The following is a 16,216-nucleotide window of genomic DNA, read 5'->3' on the forward strand; positions in this document are numbered from 1 at the left end:
TTTTTGCGGCTTACCTGCCGCTATGAAATTTAAGAAACTTACCCTGAATATCCATTTATGGCTTGGCCTTGCATCGGGCCTGGTTGTGCTGATTGTAGGTCTTACGGGTTGCTTTCTGGCTTTCCGGGATGAGATAGAGGTTTACAGCAAGCCCTGGTTTTTTGTAAAACGCCAAAACACCGTTCAGCTTAATCCATCGGCATTAACAGCAAAATTAAACGCCAAACTCAAAGCAGAGAACGATACCCTAAAAGCAAAGATCACATCGGTACAATATCCGGGGCCAGGCAGGTCGGCGAGTATCCGTTACAGTACAGGGCCAAAGAAAACCTTCCGCGCTTAAATCAACCCATACACCGGGGAGATCATTAAGAACGGGAAACAAAAGGATGATTTTTTTGGCTTTATGGAATATGGGCACCGTTTTTTGTGGCTGCCTGTGGAGATAGGCCGACCGATACAGGGCAGCATGATCCTGGCATTTTTGGTGCTGATGATCACCGGCATTGTGCTATGGTGGCCAAAACGCTGGACCAAAAATGCCCGCAAAAAAAGTCTCGCTTTAGATTTTAATGCAAGCCCCAAGCGCCTCAATTACGACCTGCACAACGTGCTTGGCTTTTACATGACCTTTGTAATGCTCTTTATAGTGATCACTGGCCTGTGCATGAGCATGAAATGGTTCCATAGCGGGGTGTACTGGTTAACATCGGGTGGTAAGCAACTGAAAGAGTTTAAAGCCCCCCTATCTGATACCGCTAAGATAGCCGCCGATGTTCCTTTCCAAATTACTCATGCAGACAGCCTTTGGTTGGCCCATAAAAAGCAATACCCTGCCGAAGCGAGCTTCTCTTTCAACTTTCCGTCAGAAAAAAAATCGGCTTTTGTAGAGGTCATTAATCCCGCTCCCGAAACGTCATACCGCCGCGAGTTTAGGTATTACGACCGATACACCATGCAGGATATCAGCAGTAAAAGCGCGCGAAGTGGCACCTACTCCCAAGCCAGTTTTACAGATAAGATCCGTAAGATGAATGTGGATATCCATATAGGTGTTGTAGGCGGCATCGGCACCAAAATACTGGCCTTTTTAGCAAGCCTTATTTCTGCTACTTTACCTGTTACCGGCTTTATCATTTGGTGGGGCAAACGTAAAAAGAAAAACAAGCCAAAAGTACGCCGCAGATTCATGCGCGAGCCTGTACCCGCGTAACACATTCATGTTTGATATATCATAAATTGGCAGCGATTTTTGCAATTTATTTCCACTATAAATAAGCCGAAAACTTCGGTTACTTAAACATAGTATTTATCTTGCCGGCATGGATAATTTTATGGCCGCCAGGTCGCAAATGGCATTGTCCCTGGGCTTTCACATTATATTTTCGTGCATTGGCATGGTTATGCCATTCTTTATGGCTGTGTCGCACTTTTTATGGCTTCGTACAGGTAACCCGGTTTATCAAAATGTTACCAAGGCCTGGAGCAAAGGCGTTGCTATTTTCTTCGCCACGGGTGCAGTATCGGGCACGGTACTTTCCTTTGAACTTGGGCTACTTTGGCCAACGTTTATGAAACACGCCGGGCCTATATTTGGGATGCCCTTCTCGTTAGAAGGGACAGCCTTCTTCATAGAAGCTATAGCTTTAGGCTTTTTCCTTTATGGATGGAACAGATTTAACCGCTGGTTTCATTGGTTTACAGGTGTTGTTGTGGGCATTAGCGGCCTTTTATCGGGCATACTGGTGGTAGCCGCCAACGCGTGGATGAACAGCCCTACAGGTTTCGATTTGGTAAACGGCAAGTACACCAACATCGACCCAATAAAGGCGATGTTTAACCCGGCCTGGTTCTCGCAGGCCCTGCATATGTCAGTAGCGGCATTTGCGGCTACAGGCTTCGCAGTTGCGGGCGTACACGCGCTAATGATATTGCGCAAACAGAACGTAAACTTCCACATGAAGGCGTTTAGGATAGCGGCCATATTTGGCGTGATAGCGGCCATATTGCAACCACTAAGCGGCGATGTTTCTGCTAAGATGGTAGCCAAAAGGCAGCCCGCCAAACTTGCCGCCATGGAAGCGCATTTTAAAACCAAACCATACTCCCCACTTATTATTGGCGGCATCCCCGATGTAAAGAACAAGAAAGTAGATTACGCCATAGAGCTCCCGGGCATGCTGAGTTTTATGGTGCATGACGACTTTAAAACGCCCGTAAAAGGCCTCGACCAGATCCCTGTAAAAGACCAGCCACCCATAGCGGTAACGCATTACGCCTTCCAGATAATGGTGGCTTTGGGGATGCTGATGATGGGGCTTGGCGTACTTTACCTTATAGCCCTTTGGAAAAAGAGAACCTGGTTTGATAAGCACTGGTTCCTGAAACTGTTTATCTGGGCAACGCCCATTGGTTTTATAGCCGTGGAGGCCGGTTGGACGGTTACCGAGGTTGGCCGCCAGCCATGGATCATCCAGGGCGTTATGCGCACTGCCGATGCCGTTACGCCCATGCCGGGCATCAGCTATTCATTCTACCTGTTTACGGCGGTTTATTTTACGCTGAGTTTAGCCGTGATTTTCTTGTTGCACAGGCAAATTATGATGGTGCCAGAGATATATGATAACCCTAATCCCGCAAAAGCATGATCTACGTTGTAATTGTATTTTTATGGGTGGCACTCCTGCTCTATTTAGTAATGGGCGGGGCCGATTTTGGCGCGGGCATCATAGAGATGTTTACCTTAAACAAAAATAAATCGCACGCGCGAAAGATCATGTACAATGCTATTGGGCCAATTTGGGAGGCTAACCACATGTGGCTTATTATCGCTATTGTGATACTATTCGTTGGTTTCCCGGTGATCTATGCCACCATGTCAACTTATCTTCACATTCCGCTTACGGTGATGCTGATGGGCATTATTGCCCGGGGCACAGCCCTTACTTTTAGAAATTATGATGCGGTGCATGATAACATGCAAAAGGTTTATAACAAGATATTTGTATACTCCAGCTTTATTACGCCGCTGTTTTTGGGCATTATAGCGGGCAGCGCAGTATCCGGCCGGGTAGACCCACAGGCTACCAATTTTATGGACGCCTACATTTATAGCTGGCTCAACTGGTTCTCGGTAGCTATCGGCTTTTTCACCGTTGCGCTGTGCGGATTTTTAGCGGCCATTTACCTCATCGGCGAAACCAGGGACGAGGCCGAACGCAAGAGCTTTATCCGCAAGGCAAAACTGATGAACGTGGCGGCAGTTGTTGCAGGCTCATTAGTATTCATCGCATCGGTAAAGGAAAACATCCCGCTGGTGCAATGGGTGTTTGGGAACGTCATCGGCATAACTGCGGTTAGCGCGGCTACTATTTCTTTGATCGCTTTATGGTACCTTATCGCCAAAGGCAAACGCTTTATTATCCGTGTGCTGGCAGGTTTCCAAATGACCATGATCTTACTCACCACCACCTACAAACACTTCCCCAATATCATCATCCTTAAAAACGGCGGCCATCTTTCCCTTATCGAAGACCAGGGCGCCGAGAAAACCATCCAGGCACTGGGCATTGCATTATTAGTGGGTAGTTTGTTTATCCTACCTGCGCTGTTCTATTTGATTTGGAGTTTCCAGTACAAACCGGAGCAGGCGGATAGCGAATTGCAGGGGCACTAAAAGGTACTAAGCCGGAAAAGCCCGCAAGTCCGAAACACGAACCAAGCATCTTCCGGACTTTCGTACAACTGACTTTCGGACTTAAAACCTATTTCACTTTCAGTTCCTTACCGGCAATATCTTCCCAGCGGTAGTAGTGGAATGTACGGTCGTCGCTCATCACTACAAACAAGCCGTGTTTAAAGGTATCATTTAAGGGCACGTTTACCACATCAGATCCATCGCTTTGGGTGGCTTGTACGTTTGCTACTTTTAGTAATTTATGCTCAAAGGGGTTCTGCTTGGTTCCCTCTCTGCTAAAGATCTGGAAACGGTTTGCACCCTGATCGGACACCATAATGTATCCTGTGCTATCCGTAAGTTTATATATCGAGATCCCTTCATGGTCGGCTTTAAAACCTGTTGTACCAAATATGGCCAGTTGCTGGTTACCTTTTGCAGGGTTAGCATAGTACTGGCGCACGCCGGTTTGCTCATCAGAATAATAGATGTAGCCCAGCTCGTTATCAACCGCTATAGCTTCAATCTCCTTTTTGCCGCTGTACTCGCCAAATTTGCGCACAAGCGTGGCTTTTACGTTGCCCGTACCATCATCTCCCAGTAAATATTGCCAGATGTAGCCGCCTGTTTTAGGCCCATTCTTGCGGCCTACTATGGCGTACATTTTACCATCCTTAGCGGTATAGATAGCGATGCCCATCAAATCGCGGTACTCCATCCCTATCTCGCCCACAAATACATCTATGCCGCCCTTATCCACGGGCTTCATATCCGGCAGGGAATAGATCCTCAGCTTATGACTAATGCGCTCGGTAGTGATAGCGATATCCGTCGGTTTGCCGCCTAACATCAACCCGTAAGCAAGGTCTACATTGTTAGGACGATGCAAGCCCCTTACCACTTTATCCTTGATGATCTTCCCCTGCAGGTCGAACACATATAAAGCGCCATCAGCATCTTTATCTGTGCCGATGATGAGGCTTTTCGCCGGGTCGGCCTTGTTCACCCAAATGGCAGGGTCGTCGGTATCATACTTAACCGCTTCTGTGATGATGACCGGTTTAATGGCATTGGTATCAACCGCCGGCTTACACGCTATTAGTGCCAGCAAAGCCAGCGGCGTTAACGAAAATAAATTTGTTCTCTTCATTAAATTACAATTTAACACCATAAGCGCTAACGTAAGTTGCAGGCTCCGGCGATGTGTAGGTTTTACCATTCTTCGTGGTGATACCTGCTTTGTGGTTACGAGTAAAGGCAGTAGTACCTTTGGTTAACGCGGGTGAATTACCTTGTAAATGAAAATCTCAAGCGGTATTAAAATCAGCGTTTATTATCGGGTTATTCAGCTGGAAGTTAACAAATTCAGGATTATTATTACCTGCTTTTGTTCCCCCCTTACCTCCGTACCATTACTCATTTCCAGCGTGCCACCGTCACCTTTTCAATATTATATATATAACCCAGTTTTACAATAACCGACCGGTTGATGCGCAGGAAAAAAGCATCCGTCAGCACATTCTCTAAATATGTTTATACCGTAACCAGTTCCTGCCCTTCGTGGCGCTTGATGACCAAATTGCTTACATCATCAAAATACGTGTAAACCAACTGCTCCCAGCTCAACTGTCGGCTTATTTTGAGGCCTTCTGCAGATAGCTGAATGCTGAGGATTTTGTTGTTGAGGACCAGCTCTATCTTCTCTACATAATCGGCCGCATCATAGGGGCTGCACTTAAAACCGTTAACCCCCTGGTCAATAAAATCTTTTGAGCCGCCGCCATCAGCAATAACACAGGGCAAGCCAGATGCCATGGCCTCTACCACCACGTTACCATAAGTTTCGGACACGGAAGGGAATAAAAACAAATCTGCCGATGCGTACAATTTAGATAGGTATTGATGGTCTATCTTACCCGTAAAGGCCGCCTTGGGCATCCGCTCTTCGCAGGCCTGGCGGGCGGTGCCATCGCCCACTATTAAGAAATTTACGGCGTTGCCCCGCTGCTGTATTAGGTCGTAAATATTAAAAAGTGTTTCGAGGTTCTTCTCCCAAACCAGGCGACTGGCAAATATGATGGTTGGGTTTGTATTGCCCGTTAAGCGCCGGATGAGGTTACGCCCACGTTTGTAGGGCGAGAACAGGCGCGCGTCTATTCCCCGTTTCCAGATCTTCATTTTAGCGGGATAGACGCCCATATCGCAAAGCTCGGCCTTGATACTGTCTGATGGCACATACACCCTGTCGCAACGGTTATAAAAGCTTTTGTGGCCCCTGGCGATGCGCTGCTTAAGCCCTTTAATGAGCATAGGCGCGTACTTAAAGTAATAATCTACGTAAGATATAAAGTGGGTATGGTAAATGCTGATGACAGGCAGGCCGCTCCGGTTGGCATAATCCAGCCCGAAATTGCCCAGGAACGACGGCGTGGACAGGTGCACCACATCGGCACCAAAAGCATGCAGCTTGTTAGTCAACTTCTTTTGAACCAGCATGGGCAGGGCTACAGAATAGCTGGCGTTCAATGGCACCGACATCTTCGGGACTCTGAGGCTGTCGAACCCCAAGATCTTATCCGGCCCGGTACCGTAGATAAACAGGTACTCGAATTTTTGCGGGTCGATCCGTTTTATCAGCTGGTATATGGTGCGCACCGCACCGTCAAAGTCTTCCACCAATATATCGGCAAAAAACGCAACCTTAATTTTTCTCAAAGGTTCTCCTTTTCACAATAAACTTAACCCGCCGGCACAGCAACTACTACAACGAGTGCTGGTGCTGGTTCTTTTGTTTAAGCCGCGGCCTCATCAGCTTTTTTTGTTCGTTGGTACGTTTTACCGGTACGCGCGAGGCGGCCCATATTACAAATGCCGCAATAAGTAGCATTGCCAGATCGAGCGATGAATATCCCATTTCCATTTGTTTTATGTTTAACACCATAAAGCTACCGGCTTAGTGTGACAGGAATGTTAGGGGTATATTATTAAATAAATAAAGATGAGAGGCGGGTGCAGGAGGATGGTGCTGGATGCGGGATAACAATAATTGCACACCGGGGTATAAGTAAGCAATCGTCAATAAAGGGGTGATTCTTAACCCGCTCTATTCATGCGCCTACAGATGCTGTAATGGCGGTCGTTTTAAAACCGATAATTATACCAGCTGTGCATTCGCCCAAAAACCTTTAAACAGCTTAATTTTCATAAAGTAAACGCAACCGTACAAAAGCACACCCTGATGGGTACCGACCTAGTCAGCAATATGAACTATGGTTATTATAAATTTAATTTATCTACAGGCGTAGCCACAGCTACTGATTTTACCCTGAAGGGCTTATTTTCACAAGATAACCCAGTTATGTTAACGGGTAATGGCGGCAGCAATGATTCAGCCACTAAATATGCTATTGATAGCAATGAAAACATTTATGCGGTTTATGAATGGTACGTACCTGGGCAGCTAACGAGAAGCTTTTCAATTCGGAAAACAAAAAATGGTAATAAAGGAAGTAGCACCTTGATCACAAAGTTTAATAGTGTTTTTAAACCAGGAGCATATTATGAACCGTTTGAATCTGCAAGTGTATGTTTTGCAGCAGACGGCGCAGGAAATCTGTATTTAAAGGATAATAAAAATGATATTTTAAAAATAACTTATTAGTAATTGTTAGCGGCAAAGATAAAAATATGCTATGCGGAATGTATTTATCCTACAAATAATTTAATGTAAAATCAAAGAAACCAATATCTCCGGTCATCGTACTTGATCGGAATATTGGTTTCTATAAAACGTATCAGTTATAAAAACTAAAATGAAAATTTAGTTATAATCATTTTTTTGTTGCTGTAGGATTTTAAAAAAAATATAGATTAAGGCAAACCTTTTATAAACCGCCCAACACATCATCGCTCAATAAACCAAAAGCTATTTCCCAAAAAGTTTATGTTTATACGAACAATCGTAATTTCATTCGGAAGATTGCAAAAAGACAAAGCTATGGTTTTATAACTTTGTCTTTTTTAAAACTAAACGGAAACTGGTTCCCGTTCCTTAGCAGCTTGTTTAGATTTATCCGGACTTTTTCCCGGTTTAAGTATCACCTTAGTCCAACCATTATCGCGTGTATCAAAATGCTTGTATGCCTCCGGTGCTTCATCAAGCGAAATCTCATGAGAAATAATAGAAGATGGTTTAGCCTTGCCACTGGAAATTAATGCGCAAAGCTGGCGGTTATAGGCTTTAACATTGGCCTGGCCTGTCGCCATACTCATGCCCTTCATCCAAAAATTACCAAAATCAAAATCCATGTGTCCTTTCTGTGATATCGGATCCTTAGCTTTAGGGTCTTTTGCGACGAAAACACCTACAACGCCTATCGAACCGGTGGCTTTTACAGCCAGTACAAGGTCATTCATTGTGGCGTTGTTTTGTTCGTGTCCATGTTTATCACAACATTGGTAACCCACACATTCGCAACCACAATCGGCACCTATCCCATTAGTTTCTTCTAACACCTGTTCAACAGCAGACCCTTTTGAAAAGTCAATAGGTATGGCTCCAAATTCCTCAGCTAGCTTTAAACGGTCAGGATGATTATCTACTACCATAATTTTATTAGCGCCCTTAATGGAGGCAGATAGAGCCGCCATCAATCCAACCGGGCCAGCACCGTAAATAACTACATTATCTCCGGGTTTTACCCCTGCCAATTGGGTTGCATGGTAACCTGTCGGGAAAATATCCGATAGCATTACATAATCATTTTCTTTTTCCTTAGCGTCTTCGGGTAATTTTAAACAATTAAAATCGCCGTGTGGCACTCTTAAATACTCTGCCTGCCCACCTTCAAAGGGTCCCATTCCGGCAAATCCATAGGCGGCACCAGCAAAGCCGGGATTCATTTCGAGACAGAAACCAGTAAGCCCGTTTTCACAATTCTTACAATGACCACAGCCAATATTAAAGGGCATACATACCATATCACCTACTTTAATATTAACAACTGCTTTGCCTATCTCAATCACCTCACCCAGGTTTTCGTGTCCGAATATCCTACCTGCCTCCATATCCGTCCGCCCCTCATACATGTGCAAGTCTGAGCCGCAAATATTAGTGGTGGTAACCTTTACCAGTACATCAGTTGGTTGTTCAACTTTAGGATCTGGCATTTCAGATACCCTGACATCTTTAGGTCCGTAATAAACAAGTGCTTTCATTTTTGCTATTTTAGTGTGTAATAAATATTATCAATACCTAATCAAGCAGCATGCCATAAATGTGAATAAATGTTTTTTTATTAACTTTCGAATAATAAAATTAATTTATAATAAATAAATGACATGTGGTATAATTTTTGCAATGAGCCGGAAAACAAGCAGCGTGTCTACAAACCAAGGTGTTTAATAATCGATTTGTAGAATTACAGTATAGAGAGGCCTAACTGCCCCAACTCGACAGATTCAAAACTATGGGAATTGAACTCACGCTTTGCTTCCAGGCAAGCTACCATTCTGTCAGTTGAATATTTGATAGGCCTTTTGCAATAGCGCTTTGATCACAGGTGTCAACCCCTCGGAAATCAGGTCGGTAACCAGGCTTTGATTGATACGGGAAGCAACCGGGTAAGGATAAACCTTGTCAAAAATCGCTTTAACAGGTAGTTTGACTGAATTAGCCAATATAAGTTCCTGAATAAGTTCCCCGGCATTTGGGGCAACCATTGTTCCGCCCAATAATTTTTGTTTCCTGAAAAACCCGCCTTCGCTAACAAGCAATACCAATTTTCCATACCGGTAATTGTTCACTACCGCCCTGTCATCGTCCTTAAAATCTTTTTCCAGCCTGCGGAAATTGATACGCTTGTCCTTTACCTGTTTTTCGCTTAAACCGAACGTGGCCACTTCCGGATCGGTAAAAGTGACCCAGGACATATACTGGTTATTGAGTTTCTTTTTAAAAGGGGAAAATAGGTTATTCAGGATCAGCCGGGCGTGAAATTCGGCAGCATGGGAAAACTGAAGGTCGTCCGCTACGTCTCCGCAAACCAATACATCTTTATTGGTCGTTCTTAGGTAACGGTCAATAACGATTCTTTTTCCTTCAACTTCAATATCAGCTTTTGAAAGCGCTAGCCGTTCCAAAGATAATTCCCTTCCTATCGCCACAAAGACCGCGTCAAAATGAATAACTTCTGTTTCACCTGCGGCAGTTTTAACAGCCGCCCCGTTAGCGGATGTGAACCGGTCAATACGAGTGTTTAATAAATATTTTATACCCTCTTTTTTAAGTTGTTCCATCAGTATTGTGGTCACTTCGGGATCGTCGTGTTCCAGTATCGATGAGTTTTTATGTACAACGGTAACTTTACTGCCGAGGCGGGATAAAGCCTGCGCGATCTCCATTCCGATAGGGCCGCCGCCAATACACAATACGTTTTTCGGCAGGGTCTCCAAATGAAAGATGCTTTCATTATCAAAGTAGCTCACCTTTTCAACGCCTTCAATGGTTAATTTCCGGGGTTTAGAGCCCGTGGCGATAACGATCTTTTTCCCGGAATATATTTTTCCGTCTACCTCGACCTGGTTTCTCCCTGCAAAACAAGCATTTCCCAAAGCCACAGTAATCCCTTGATCATGCAGCCATTGTGCATTTTCATGTACCCTGATCAAAGATTGCTTTGAGCGGATATAGCTGATGACCTTTTGGATGTCAACACTCCCACTCACATCCAAACCAAACTGCGCCGCCTCTTTTGCATGCCTGACCAGTTTTGCCGCATGGATCAATGCTTTGCTCGGCACACAGCCGTCGTTCAGGCAATCCCCGCCAATGTCCTTATCCGACAGGGAGATCATCAGCACTTTAAGGCCTGCCCGGTTCATAAACAACCCTACGCTTAACCCCCCGGAACCTGCGCCGATCACAATGATATCAAATTCATGTTTTGCCATATTCGCTGGGTTAAAGCTTATCTTGCCTGATTAATTTTTTATAAATACGCACAAGCTTTTGCTGTGAAAAACCAATTCGGTAAAGAAGATAAATGATAAAGAAAATGCCCTGTGTCCTGTAAATTCCGTTTTCCAGGTATTTACGGGCGGATGTCACTACAGCCTTGTTAATGACTTTAAAACGGACCTGTTTCCTTAGCCGTTTGATCAGTTCCTGGTCTTCGAGGACGATATGCTGCTCGCAGAAGCCTCCGGCCTGTTCAAACGATGCTTTGGTGACGAACAAACTCTGATCTCCAAAACGGAGGGCGTTCACATCAAAACGGGTAAACCAGCAGTTTGCTTTTAAAAACCAATGGGGGTAATCGAAGGATAACATAAAACAACCCGCAGCATACCCCTGCGTAACGGCTTGGACGATATCAGCGAGGAAACCTTCCGGCGGAATGGTATCCGCGTGTAAAAAGTAAAGCAGATCGCCTTTTGCAAAGGCGGCACCAGTATTCATTTGGGCTGCCCGGCCTTTTCTTTTTGATAAGGAAACACAGGCACCACTCTCTTTTGCCAACAGCATCGTTCCGTCCATACTTCCTCCATCCGATACAATGATCTCAACATCCGAAGCCCCGATAGCCTCCTTGAGCCGGTTGATCGTGGATGCGATCTGATCCGCTTCGTTAAATGTAGGTATGATTATGCTGATCATAATTTGCTCAAAAGGTCGGCACGGGCGAGGTCCTTTTCCTCATCTATATCAGACAGAACAGGTAACCGGAAATAGTTTAACGACAAATCGTCGCAATACGTCAAGGTTTCTTTTAAAACCAAAGCCGTACTCCAGGCGACATTATAGAATAGTTCCGGATAAAAGGCCTTAATGCCCAAGAGGTAATAACCACCGTCGAGCGCGGGCCCTATGACCACATCATGCTGATCTAATTGCGAAAAAGCATCCGCAATTATCCCGCTGTTTAGTTCGTAGCAATCCGTCTCAATGATCATCACCTTTTTAGTCCCGTTTTTTAAATTATCATCAAACGCTTTTACCATCCGCTCACCCGGGTCACCGCCTTGCTGAACGGTTTTCAGGTAAGAATTATTCCAGGCATCCCCGTCTGTTATCGCACCCGAATAATATACGATCCGGGTAGCATCGATATTTTTTGTGACTTGCGCGGTATGTTCCAACAATAACCGGTACACAAACAGCGCATGATCATGGCCTATCGATGCTGCAAGCCTTGTTTTTACTTTGCCGTAGATCAAATTACGTGTAAATATCAATAAGATATTATTGCTCATGGTAATTTTAATTATTGCACACCATACGCCAATACTGCGCCGCCTTTGATTGCCGCCGCAACGTGTACAGCTTCCATCATTTGCACCTCACTATAGCTTTTTTCATAAACATAATTGCTGTAAGCGTCGAAGCAATAAGGGCATTGTACCGAATGGGCAACCGCCAGGGCGATAATTGACTTTTCTTTAGCGGTTAAATGGCTGTCTTTAAATACCCCCCGTAATAGGAAAAGAATTGATCAGCCATTTCCTTTTGATATTCAGCGATATTGCCAAATTTAGCCAGATCGCCAGCCTTATGATAGTAATCGCTCATTTCTTTTTTCTTTCAATATCAGTATTAACCTTGGAATAAGGCGAATGTTTCTGACATGCCGGCGTTATCAGCGCCTGGGAACAGTGCATGACCCGAACAGGCAAGTGTTAAATACCCCCTGATATAAAAAGAGCAAACTTAATATACCGGTTGTCCAATCTTTTCCAGCTGTGCCGTTAACCAATAGTACAAGCCCGATGATCACGTAAATAACCTGCCTGAAATTTAGTCGGGTTATCTTTTTTAAAATGATTTGATTGTTCATCATTCAAAATTATTAATGTTATTTGCCCCTCGTGCTCAGCCCAAATACGAGCCCATACACCAGATGTCCCATCATTGTTCCTACTGCCATCATAACCGGATTTGGCGCATTAGCTGAGAATACACCCATACCCAAATAAACCACCTTATATTGACCATCTTCGCCAATTTCAGTTTGATCGCTTTTGTTGCTGATAACCAATTTGTTATTTAGGAATTTGCAAATTGGTGAACAGGGGTCAAAGAGATTAGTATTTCCAATTTGCGATGAAGTGGGTATGACGTGTTTTTTCAAAATCCCGGCGGGCTTTTTCCTGCTACTTTGTGCAAACAAAATGGTCCTGGAGGTATTGTAATTACCCAATGGGAAATGCAGGCCATATTTGATGAGCAAAACCAACCGGTGGAAATCTTTTGCATAGGTTGTAACATTACGGATCCCGATCAGACCTTGTTGATGCCAAAGCCGAAATAGTGACCAATGGCGGTAAACTAACGGAGATTGGCTTATTACAATCACACGTGATTTGTAAGCCATTGGCAAATACAATGGGGCTTGCCAATATAATAATTACTGTGGAAATGGACACCAACCTAAATAACATCAATCAAATGATGACAAATAGTGCAAATGAGCTGGACAAGGTGATCGTAGACATTTCTAATATGATTTAATACCTCGTGTTGAGACAATCTCTTATTATGCGCAAGTTGTAATGGGATCAGCCTTTTTGATCGAGGAATGTTTCGGAGAGCTCATGAATTAGCCAAAAGGCAGTTTGAGTCTATTATTTCGGTAAGTTGATATGACCTTAGCTATCCTTTCCATTTTAGGAAAAAAAACTACTCATTCTATCGAATCACCAAATATTTAACTATCTATTAAATTTATTGTAGTTTTGCAACTAAGGTACTGTATTTGATTAATTTACAATGGATAAGATTAATGAACAAAACGCGTTTCCAAAAAGCATTCCGAAAGCAGAGATGTATAAGCCTTTCCAATCTTTAGATATAACAGGCATTGCCCTTGAATCGACGAACATTGGTATTTGGATCATAGATATTACGACAAGAGTTTTTCTTCCTTCCCCCTGTGCAAAAGAATTATTCGGATGTGCGACTGATAAAGAAATGTCATTCGATGGGGCGATGCACCAAATACCTGAGAGATATAGGCCGGAGGTTATCGCGACCATCGAAAATGCTTTTACAAAACGCAAAAGTTTTTCAATCGTATTCCCTATTGCGGATGGTGATACCAAACAACGGTGGTTAAGCATTTTAGGTGGCTGCAATAATACGGAGGACGACAACTGCTATTTTTCAGGTGTTGTGATGGATATCACCGAACAAAAGCACAATGATCTAAGGAAAAGCAAATTTATCGGCATGGTAAGTCATGAACTAAAAACACCCCTTACTGTGTTAAAGGCTTATATCCAAATGCTGAATACCTGGGCAAAAAAACAGAAAGACCATTTTACAATTGGCGCATTATCGAAAGCCGGGAGGCAGGTTAAGAGAATGCTGAATATGATCAACGGGCTACTAAACTTATCGGGGGCTGAAGCAGGGAAGATTCATTTGAATAAACAAGATTTCCTAATCAACGATTTGATCAATGAGGTGATAGAAGAAACTCAATTTATAACTGCATCAGATAACACTGTTTTAGTTCCTTGTGAAACGATTCAGGTGCATGCTGATCAGGATAAAATTGAGCAGGTACTTATTAATCTGTTAAGTAATGCAGCAAAATATTCGAGCAAAGACTCGCTAATTGAAATATCTTGCCACAAGGTTGACGATAAGGTCCAGATTAGTATAAAAGATTTGGGTATGGGCATTAGCCCCGAAAATATTGAAAAGCTGTTCGACCCAAACTATAGGGTTGAAAGTAAAGAAACCGAAAAAATATCAGGGTTTGGAATAGGACTTTACTTGTGTTCGGAAATAATTAAACGGCACCAGGGAAAGATATGGGTAGAAAGTGAATTAGGTAAAGGGAGCATATTCTTTTTCACCCTACCCTTAAATTAACCTACAACTTTAACGAAAGAGCTTTTAACCGTTTTACTACCTAAACTAATTAAAACAATACCTAATACAATATACAAACCGGTATAACTAGTTTGACTATCTGTATTTACTGTAATATGGTTCATATTGCGTGTAAAACCAGTTACCGCATCCGAAGCGCCTTTTTCCTGCCAAAATCCCAGGAAACTGCTGATCAGCACAATTGCGAGGATGATCAAGGTATCGGCAACATCACCAAGTCCTGCTGATAACAAAGCCGCCGCGATCAGCGTTATCGGGCTTTTGAATTGCGACAGGAAGAGTAAGAAAGCCGGGGATGACCCATTAGCCTTGATGGTATTGAAGCCATATTGCTGCCGTAGTCTGACGACTTCATGTTCATCGAGACCATTTTGCCCGGTATGGAGTTGCTGAAAAGCTTCTTCCTGCTTAAATGCCAAAAATTTACACGGGGGGGGGGCCATGCCTACACTAATATTTTACTGACCGCGCCGGGTATTTCATTCGCCGCTTCTTGGTAGCTGGCTATCGAAACCGATTGCGGAGCGGTAATATTTGCACTTTAAATAAACGACACGGCTTCCATCTGAATATTCTTAAAGGCTTCCAATACAAAACTGATCTGTGTGCTGCATCTCCAATTGTTTAGCGGCCAAGGCGGCTTTTACCTCTTCGACCGGGGTGTCCAATTCTTTCATTTCAATTCAGAGTTTGTTATCCATTTCCAGTTAAGCACCTCGGGCATATCCTGGCCATGCACACTGATATAGTGCTTGTGCTCCGTGAGTTTATCCGCTAATAATTGTTTTAAATAAACACCTTTAGTTCCCGTTTGTGGCAGGCGGTCAATCACGTCCATCACCAGGTGAAACCTATCCATTTCATTCAGCACAGTCATATCAAATGAGGTGGTGATCGTTCCTTCCTCTTTATAGCCGCGAACGTGCATATTTACATTATTTGTGCGGTTATAGGTTAAACGGTGTACCAGCCAGGGGTAGCCGTGGAAAGCAAACACCACAGGTTTATTGGTCGTGAACAGGGCATTATAATCCGGGTCGCTTAAGCCGTGCGTATGTTCGCTGCACTTTTGCAGCTTAAACAGGTCAACCACGTTGATGACCCTGATCTTTAGTTCCGGCAAATGTTCCCGTAATATGGATACGGCGGCTAATACTTCCAATGTCGGCACATCACCGCTGCAAGCCATCACCACATCCGGTTCCGTTTCCTGGTCATTGCTGGCAAATTTCCAGATGCCAATACCGCGCGTACAATGGTCAACCGCTTCTTCCATAGTAAGCCATTGCGGCGCAGGGTGCTTACCAGCAACAATCACATTGACATAATGATAGCTGCGAAGGCAATGATCCATTACAGATAACAGGCAATTCGCATCAGGCGGAAGATATACCCGCACGATTGTCGCTTTCTTATTTACCACATGATCAATAAAGCCAGGGTCCTGGTGGGTAAACCCGTTATGGTCCTGCCGCCATACGGTGGAGGTTAGTAAGATATTTAAGGATGCGATCTTTCGGCGCCAGGGAAGTTCTAAAGTTATTTTCAGCCATTTGGCATGTTGGTTGAACATCGAATCCACAATATGAATGAAAGCCTCATAGCAATTAAACAAGCCGTGCCTGCCGGTCAATAAGTAACCT

At 43.9% G+C, this 16,216-nt stretch carries 16 protein-coding genes and 1 pseudogene; 5 read left to right on the top strand and 12 right to left on the bottom strand.

Annotation, left to right across the window (positions count from 1 at the left end; translation table 11 throughout):
• Nucleotides 1–22 precede the first annotated feature (22 nt).
• From NAF17_RS07955 to NAF17_RS07965, 3 genes and pseudogenes are all read left to right on the top strand, one after another.
• Nucleotides 23–1,213: pseudogene (locus NAF17_RS07955) on the top strand (PepSY-associated TM helix domain-containing protein).
• Between the two features lie 109 nt (nucleotides 1,214–1,322).
• The gene (locus NAF17_RS07960; protein WP_252757451.1) at nucleotides 1,323–2,648 is read left to right on the top strand and encodes a cytochrome ubiquinol oxidase subunit I; all 1,326 of its coding nucleotides are present in this window, start codon (nucleotides 1,323–1,325) and stop codon (nucleotides 2,646–2,648) included.
• Entirely contained in the window at nucleotides 2,645–3,676 is a 1,032-nt protein-coding gene (locus NAF17_RS07965) for a cytochrome d ubiquinol oxidase subunit II (protein WP_252757452.1), read from the top strand. Before NAF17_RS07960 ends, NAF17_RS07965 begins: the two co-directional genes overlap by 4 nt.
• A gap of 88 nt (nucleotides 3,677–3,764) precedes the next feature.
• Here the strand turns inward: NAF17_RS07965 and NAF17_RS07970 are convergent, their stop codons facing one another.
• The 3 genes from NAF17_RS07970 to NAF17_RS07980 form a co-directional block, all read right to left on the bottom strand.
• Nucleotides 3,765–4,826: a phytase gene (locus tag NAF17_RS07970; RefSeq protein ID WP_252757453.1), complete on the bottom strand. Its 1,062-nt coding sequence runs from the start codon at nucleotides 4,824–4,826 to the stop codon at nucleotides 3,765–3,767.
• A 383-nt stretch (nucleotides 4,827–5,209) separates the two neighbouring features.
• Entirely contained in the window at nucleotides 5,210–6,391 is a 1,182-nt protein-coding gene (locus NAF17_RS07975; protein WP_252757454.1) for a glycosyltransferase, read from the bottom strand.
• A 46-nt stretch (nucleotides 6,392–6,437) separates the two neighbouring features.
• On the bottom strand, nucleotides 6,438–6,617 hold the full coding sequence (locus NAF17_RS07980) for a hypothetical protein (protein WP_252757455.1): 180 nt from the start codon (nucleotides 6,615–6,617) through the stop codon (nucleotides 6,438–6,440).
• Nucleotides 6,618–6,914: 297 nt separating this feature from the next.
• On the opposite strand from NAF17_RS07980, the gene NAF17_RS07985 reads away from it, so the two are divergent.
• Nucleotides 6,915–7,337 carry a hypothetical protein gene (locus NAF17_RS07985; protein ID WP_252757456.1) on the top strand — a complete coding sequence of 141 codons (423 nt, stop codon included), beginning with the start codon at nucleotides 6,915–6,917 and terminating at the stop codon, nucleotides 7,335–7,337.
• A gap of 365 nt (nucleotides 7,338–7,702) precedes the next feature.
• On the opposite strand, the gene NAF17_RS07990 is transcribed toward NAF17_RS07985, so the two are convergent.
• The 7 genes from NAF17_RS07990 to NAF17_RS08015 form a co-directional block, all read right to left on the bottom strand.
• A complete protein-coding gene (locus tag NAF17_RS07990) occupies nucleotides 7,703–8,893 on the bottom strand; it encodes a glutathione-independent formaldehyde dehydrogenase (RefSeq protein WP_252757457.1) in 1,191 nt (396 codons plus the stop codon).
• A gap of 297 nt (nucleotides 8,894–9,190) precedes the next feature.
• Entirely contained in the window at nucleotides 9,191–10,627 is a 1,437-nt protein-coding gene (locus NAF17_RS07995; protein ID WP_252757458.1) for a dihydrolipoyl dehydrogenase family protein, read from the bottom strand.
• Between the two features lie 10 nt (nucleotides 10,628–10,637).
• Entirely contained in the window at nucleotides 10,638–11,333 is a 696-nt protein-coding gene (locus NAF17_RS08000) for a TIGR04283 family arsenosugar biosynthesis glycosyltransferase (RefSeq protein WP_252757459.1), read from the bottom strand.
• Nucleotides 11,330–11,929: a TIGR04282 family arsenosugar biosynthesis glycosyltransferase gene (locus NAF17_RS08005; RefSeq protein WP_252757460.1), complete on the bottom strand. Its 600-nt coding sequence runs from the start codon at nucleotides 11,927–11,929 to the stop codon at nucleotides 11,330–11,332. The genes NAF17_RS08000 and NAF17_RS08005 overlap by 4 nt, the downstream gene beginning before the upstream one ends.
• 11 nt (nucleotides 11,930–11,940) lie before the next feature.
• Complete coding sequence (locus tag NAF17_RS08010; RefSeq protein ID WP_370340887.1) at nucleotides 11,941–12,165, bottom strand: carboxymuconolactone decarboxylase family protein; 225 nt, start codon at nucleotides 12,163–12,165, stop codon at nucleotides 11,941–11,943.
• Nucleotides 12,123–12,245, bottom strand: coding sequence for a carboxymuconolactone decarboxylase family protein (locus NAF17_RS18090; protein WP_256474441.1), 123 nt, complete (start codon nucleotides 12,243–12,245; stop codon nucleotides 12,123–12,125). Before NAF17_RS18090 ends, NAF17_RS08010 begins: the two co-directional genes overlap by 43 nt.
• A gap of 283 nt (nucleotides 12,246–12,528) precedes the next feature.
• Nucleotides 12,529–13,047, bottom strand: coding sequence for a hypothetical protein (locus NAF17_RS08015; protein WP_252757461.1), 519 nt, complete (start codon nucleotides 13,045–13,047; stop codon nucleotides 12,529–12,531).
• 395 nt (nucleotides 13,048–13,442) lie between these two features.
• Here NAF17_RS08015 and NAF17_RS08020 point away from each other — a divergent pair, with 395 nt between their 5' ends.
• Nucleotides 13,443–14,552 carry a PAS domain-containing sensor histidine kinase gene (locus NAF17_RS08020; protein ID WP_252757462.1) on the top strand — a complete coding sequence of 370 codons (1,110 nt, stop codon included), beginning with the start codon at nucleotides 13,443–13,445 and terminating at the stop codon, nucleotides 14,550–14,552.
• On the opposite strand, the gene NAF17_RS08025 is transcribed toward NAF17_RS08020, so the two are convergent.
• Both NAF17_RS08025 and NAF17_RS08030 read right to left on the bottom strand, forming a co-directional pair.
• Entirely contained in the window at nucleotides 14,549–14,992 is a 444-nt protein-coding gene (locus NAF17_RS08025; RefSeq protein ID WP_252757463.1) for a cation-transporting P-type ATPase, read from the bottom strand. The two genes, NAF17_RS08020 and NAF17_RS08025, sit on opposite strands and share 4 nt — an antisense overlap.
• A gap of 254 nt (nucleotides 14,993–15,246) precedes the next feature.
• The coding region (locus tag NAF17_RS08030; protein ID WP_502212828.1) for a phosphoketolase family protein at nucleotides 15,247–16,216 on the bottom strand (970 nt) is incomplete at its 5' end.

This window comes from Mucilaginibacter aurantiaciroseus, assembly GCF_024055595.1.
Lineage (GTDB): Bacteria > Bacteroidota > Bacteroidia > Sphingobacteriales > Sphingobacteriaceae > Mucilaginibacter > Mucilaginibacter aurantiaciroseus.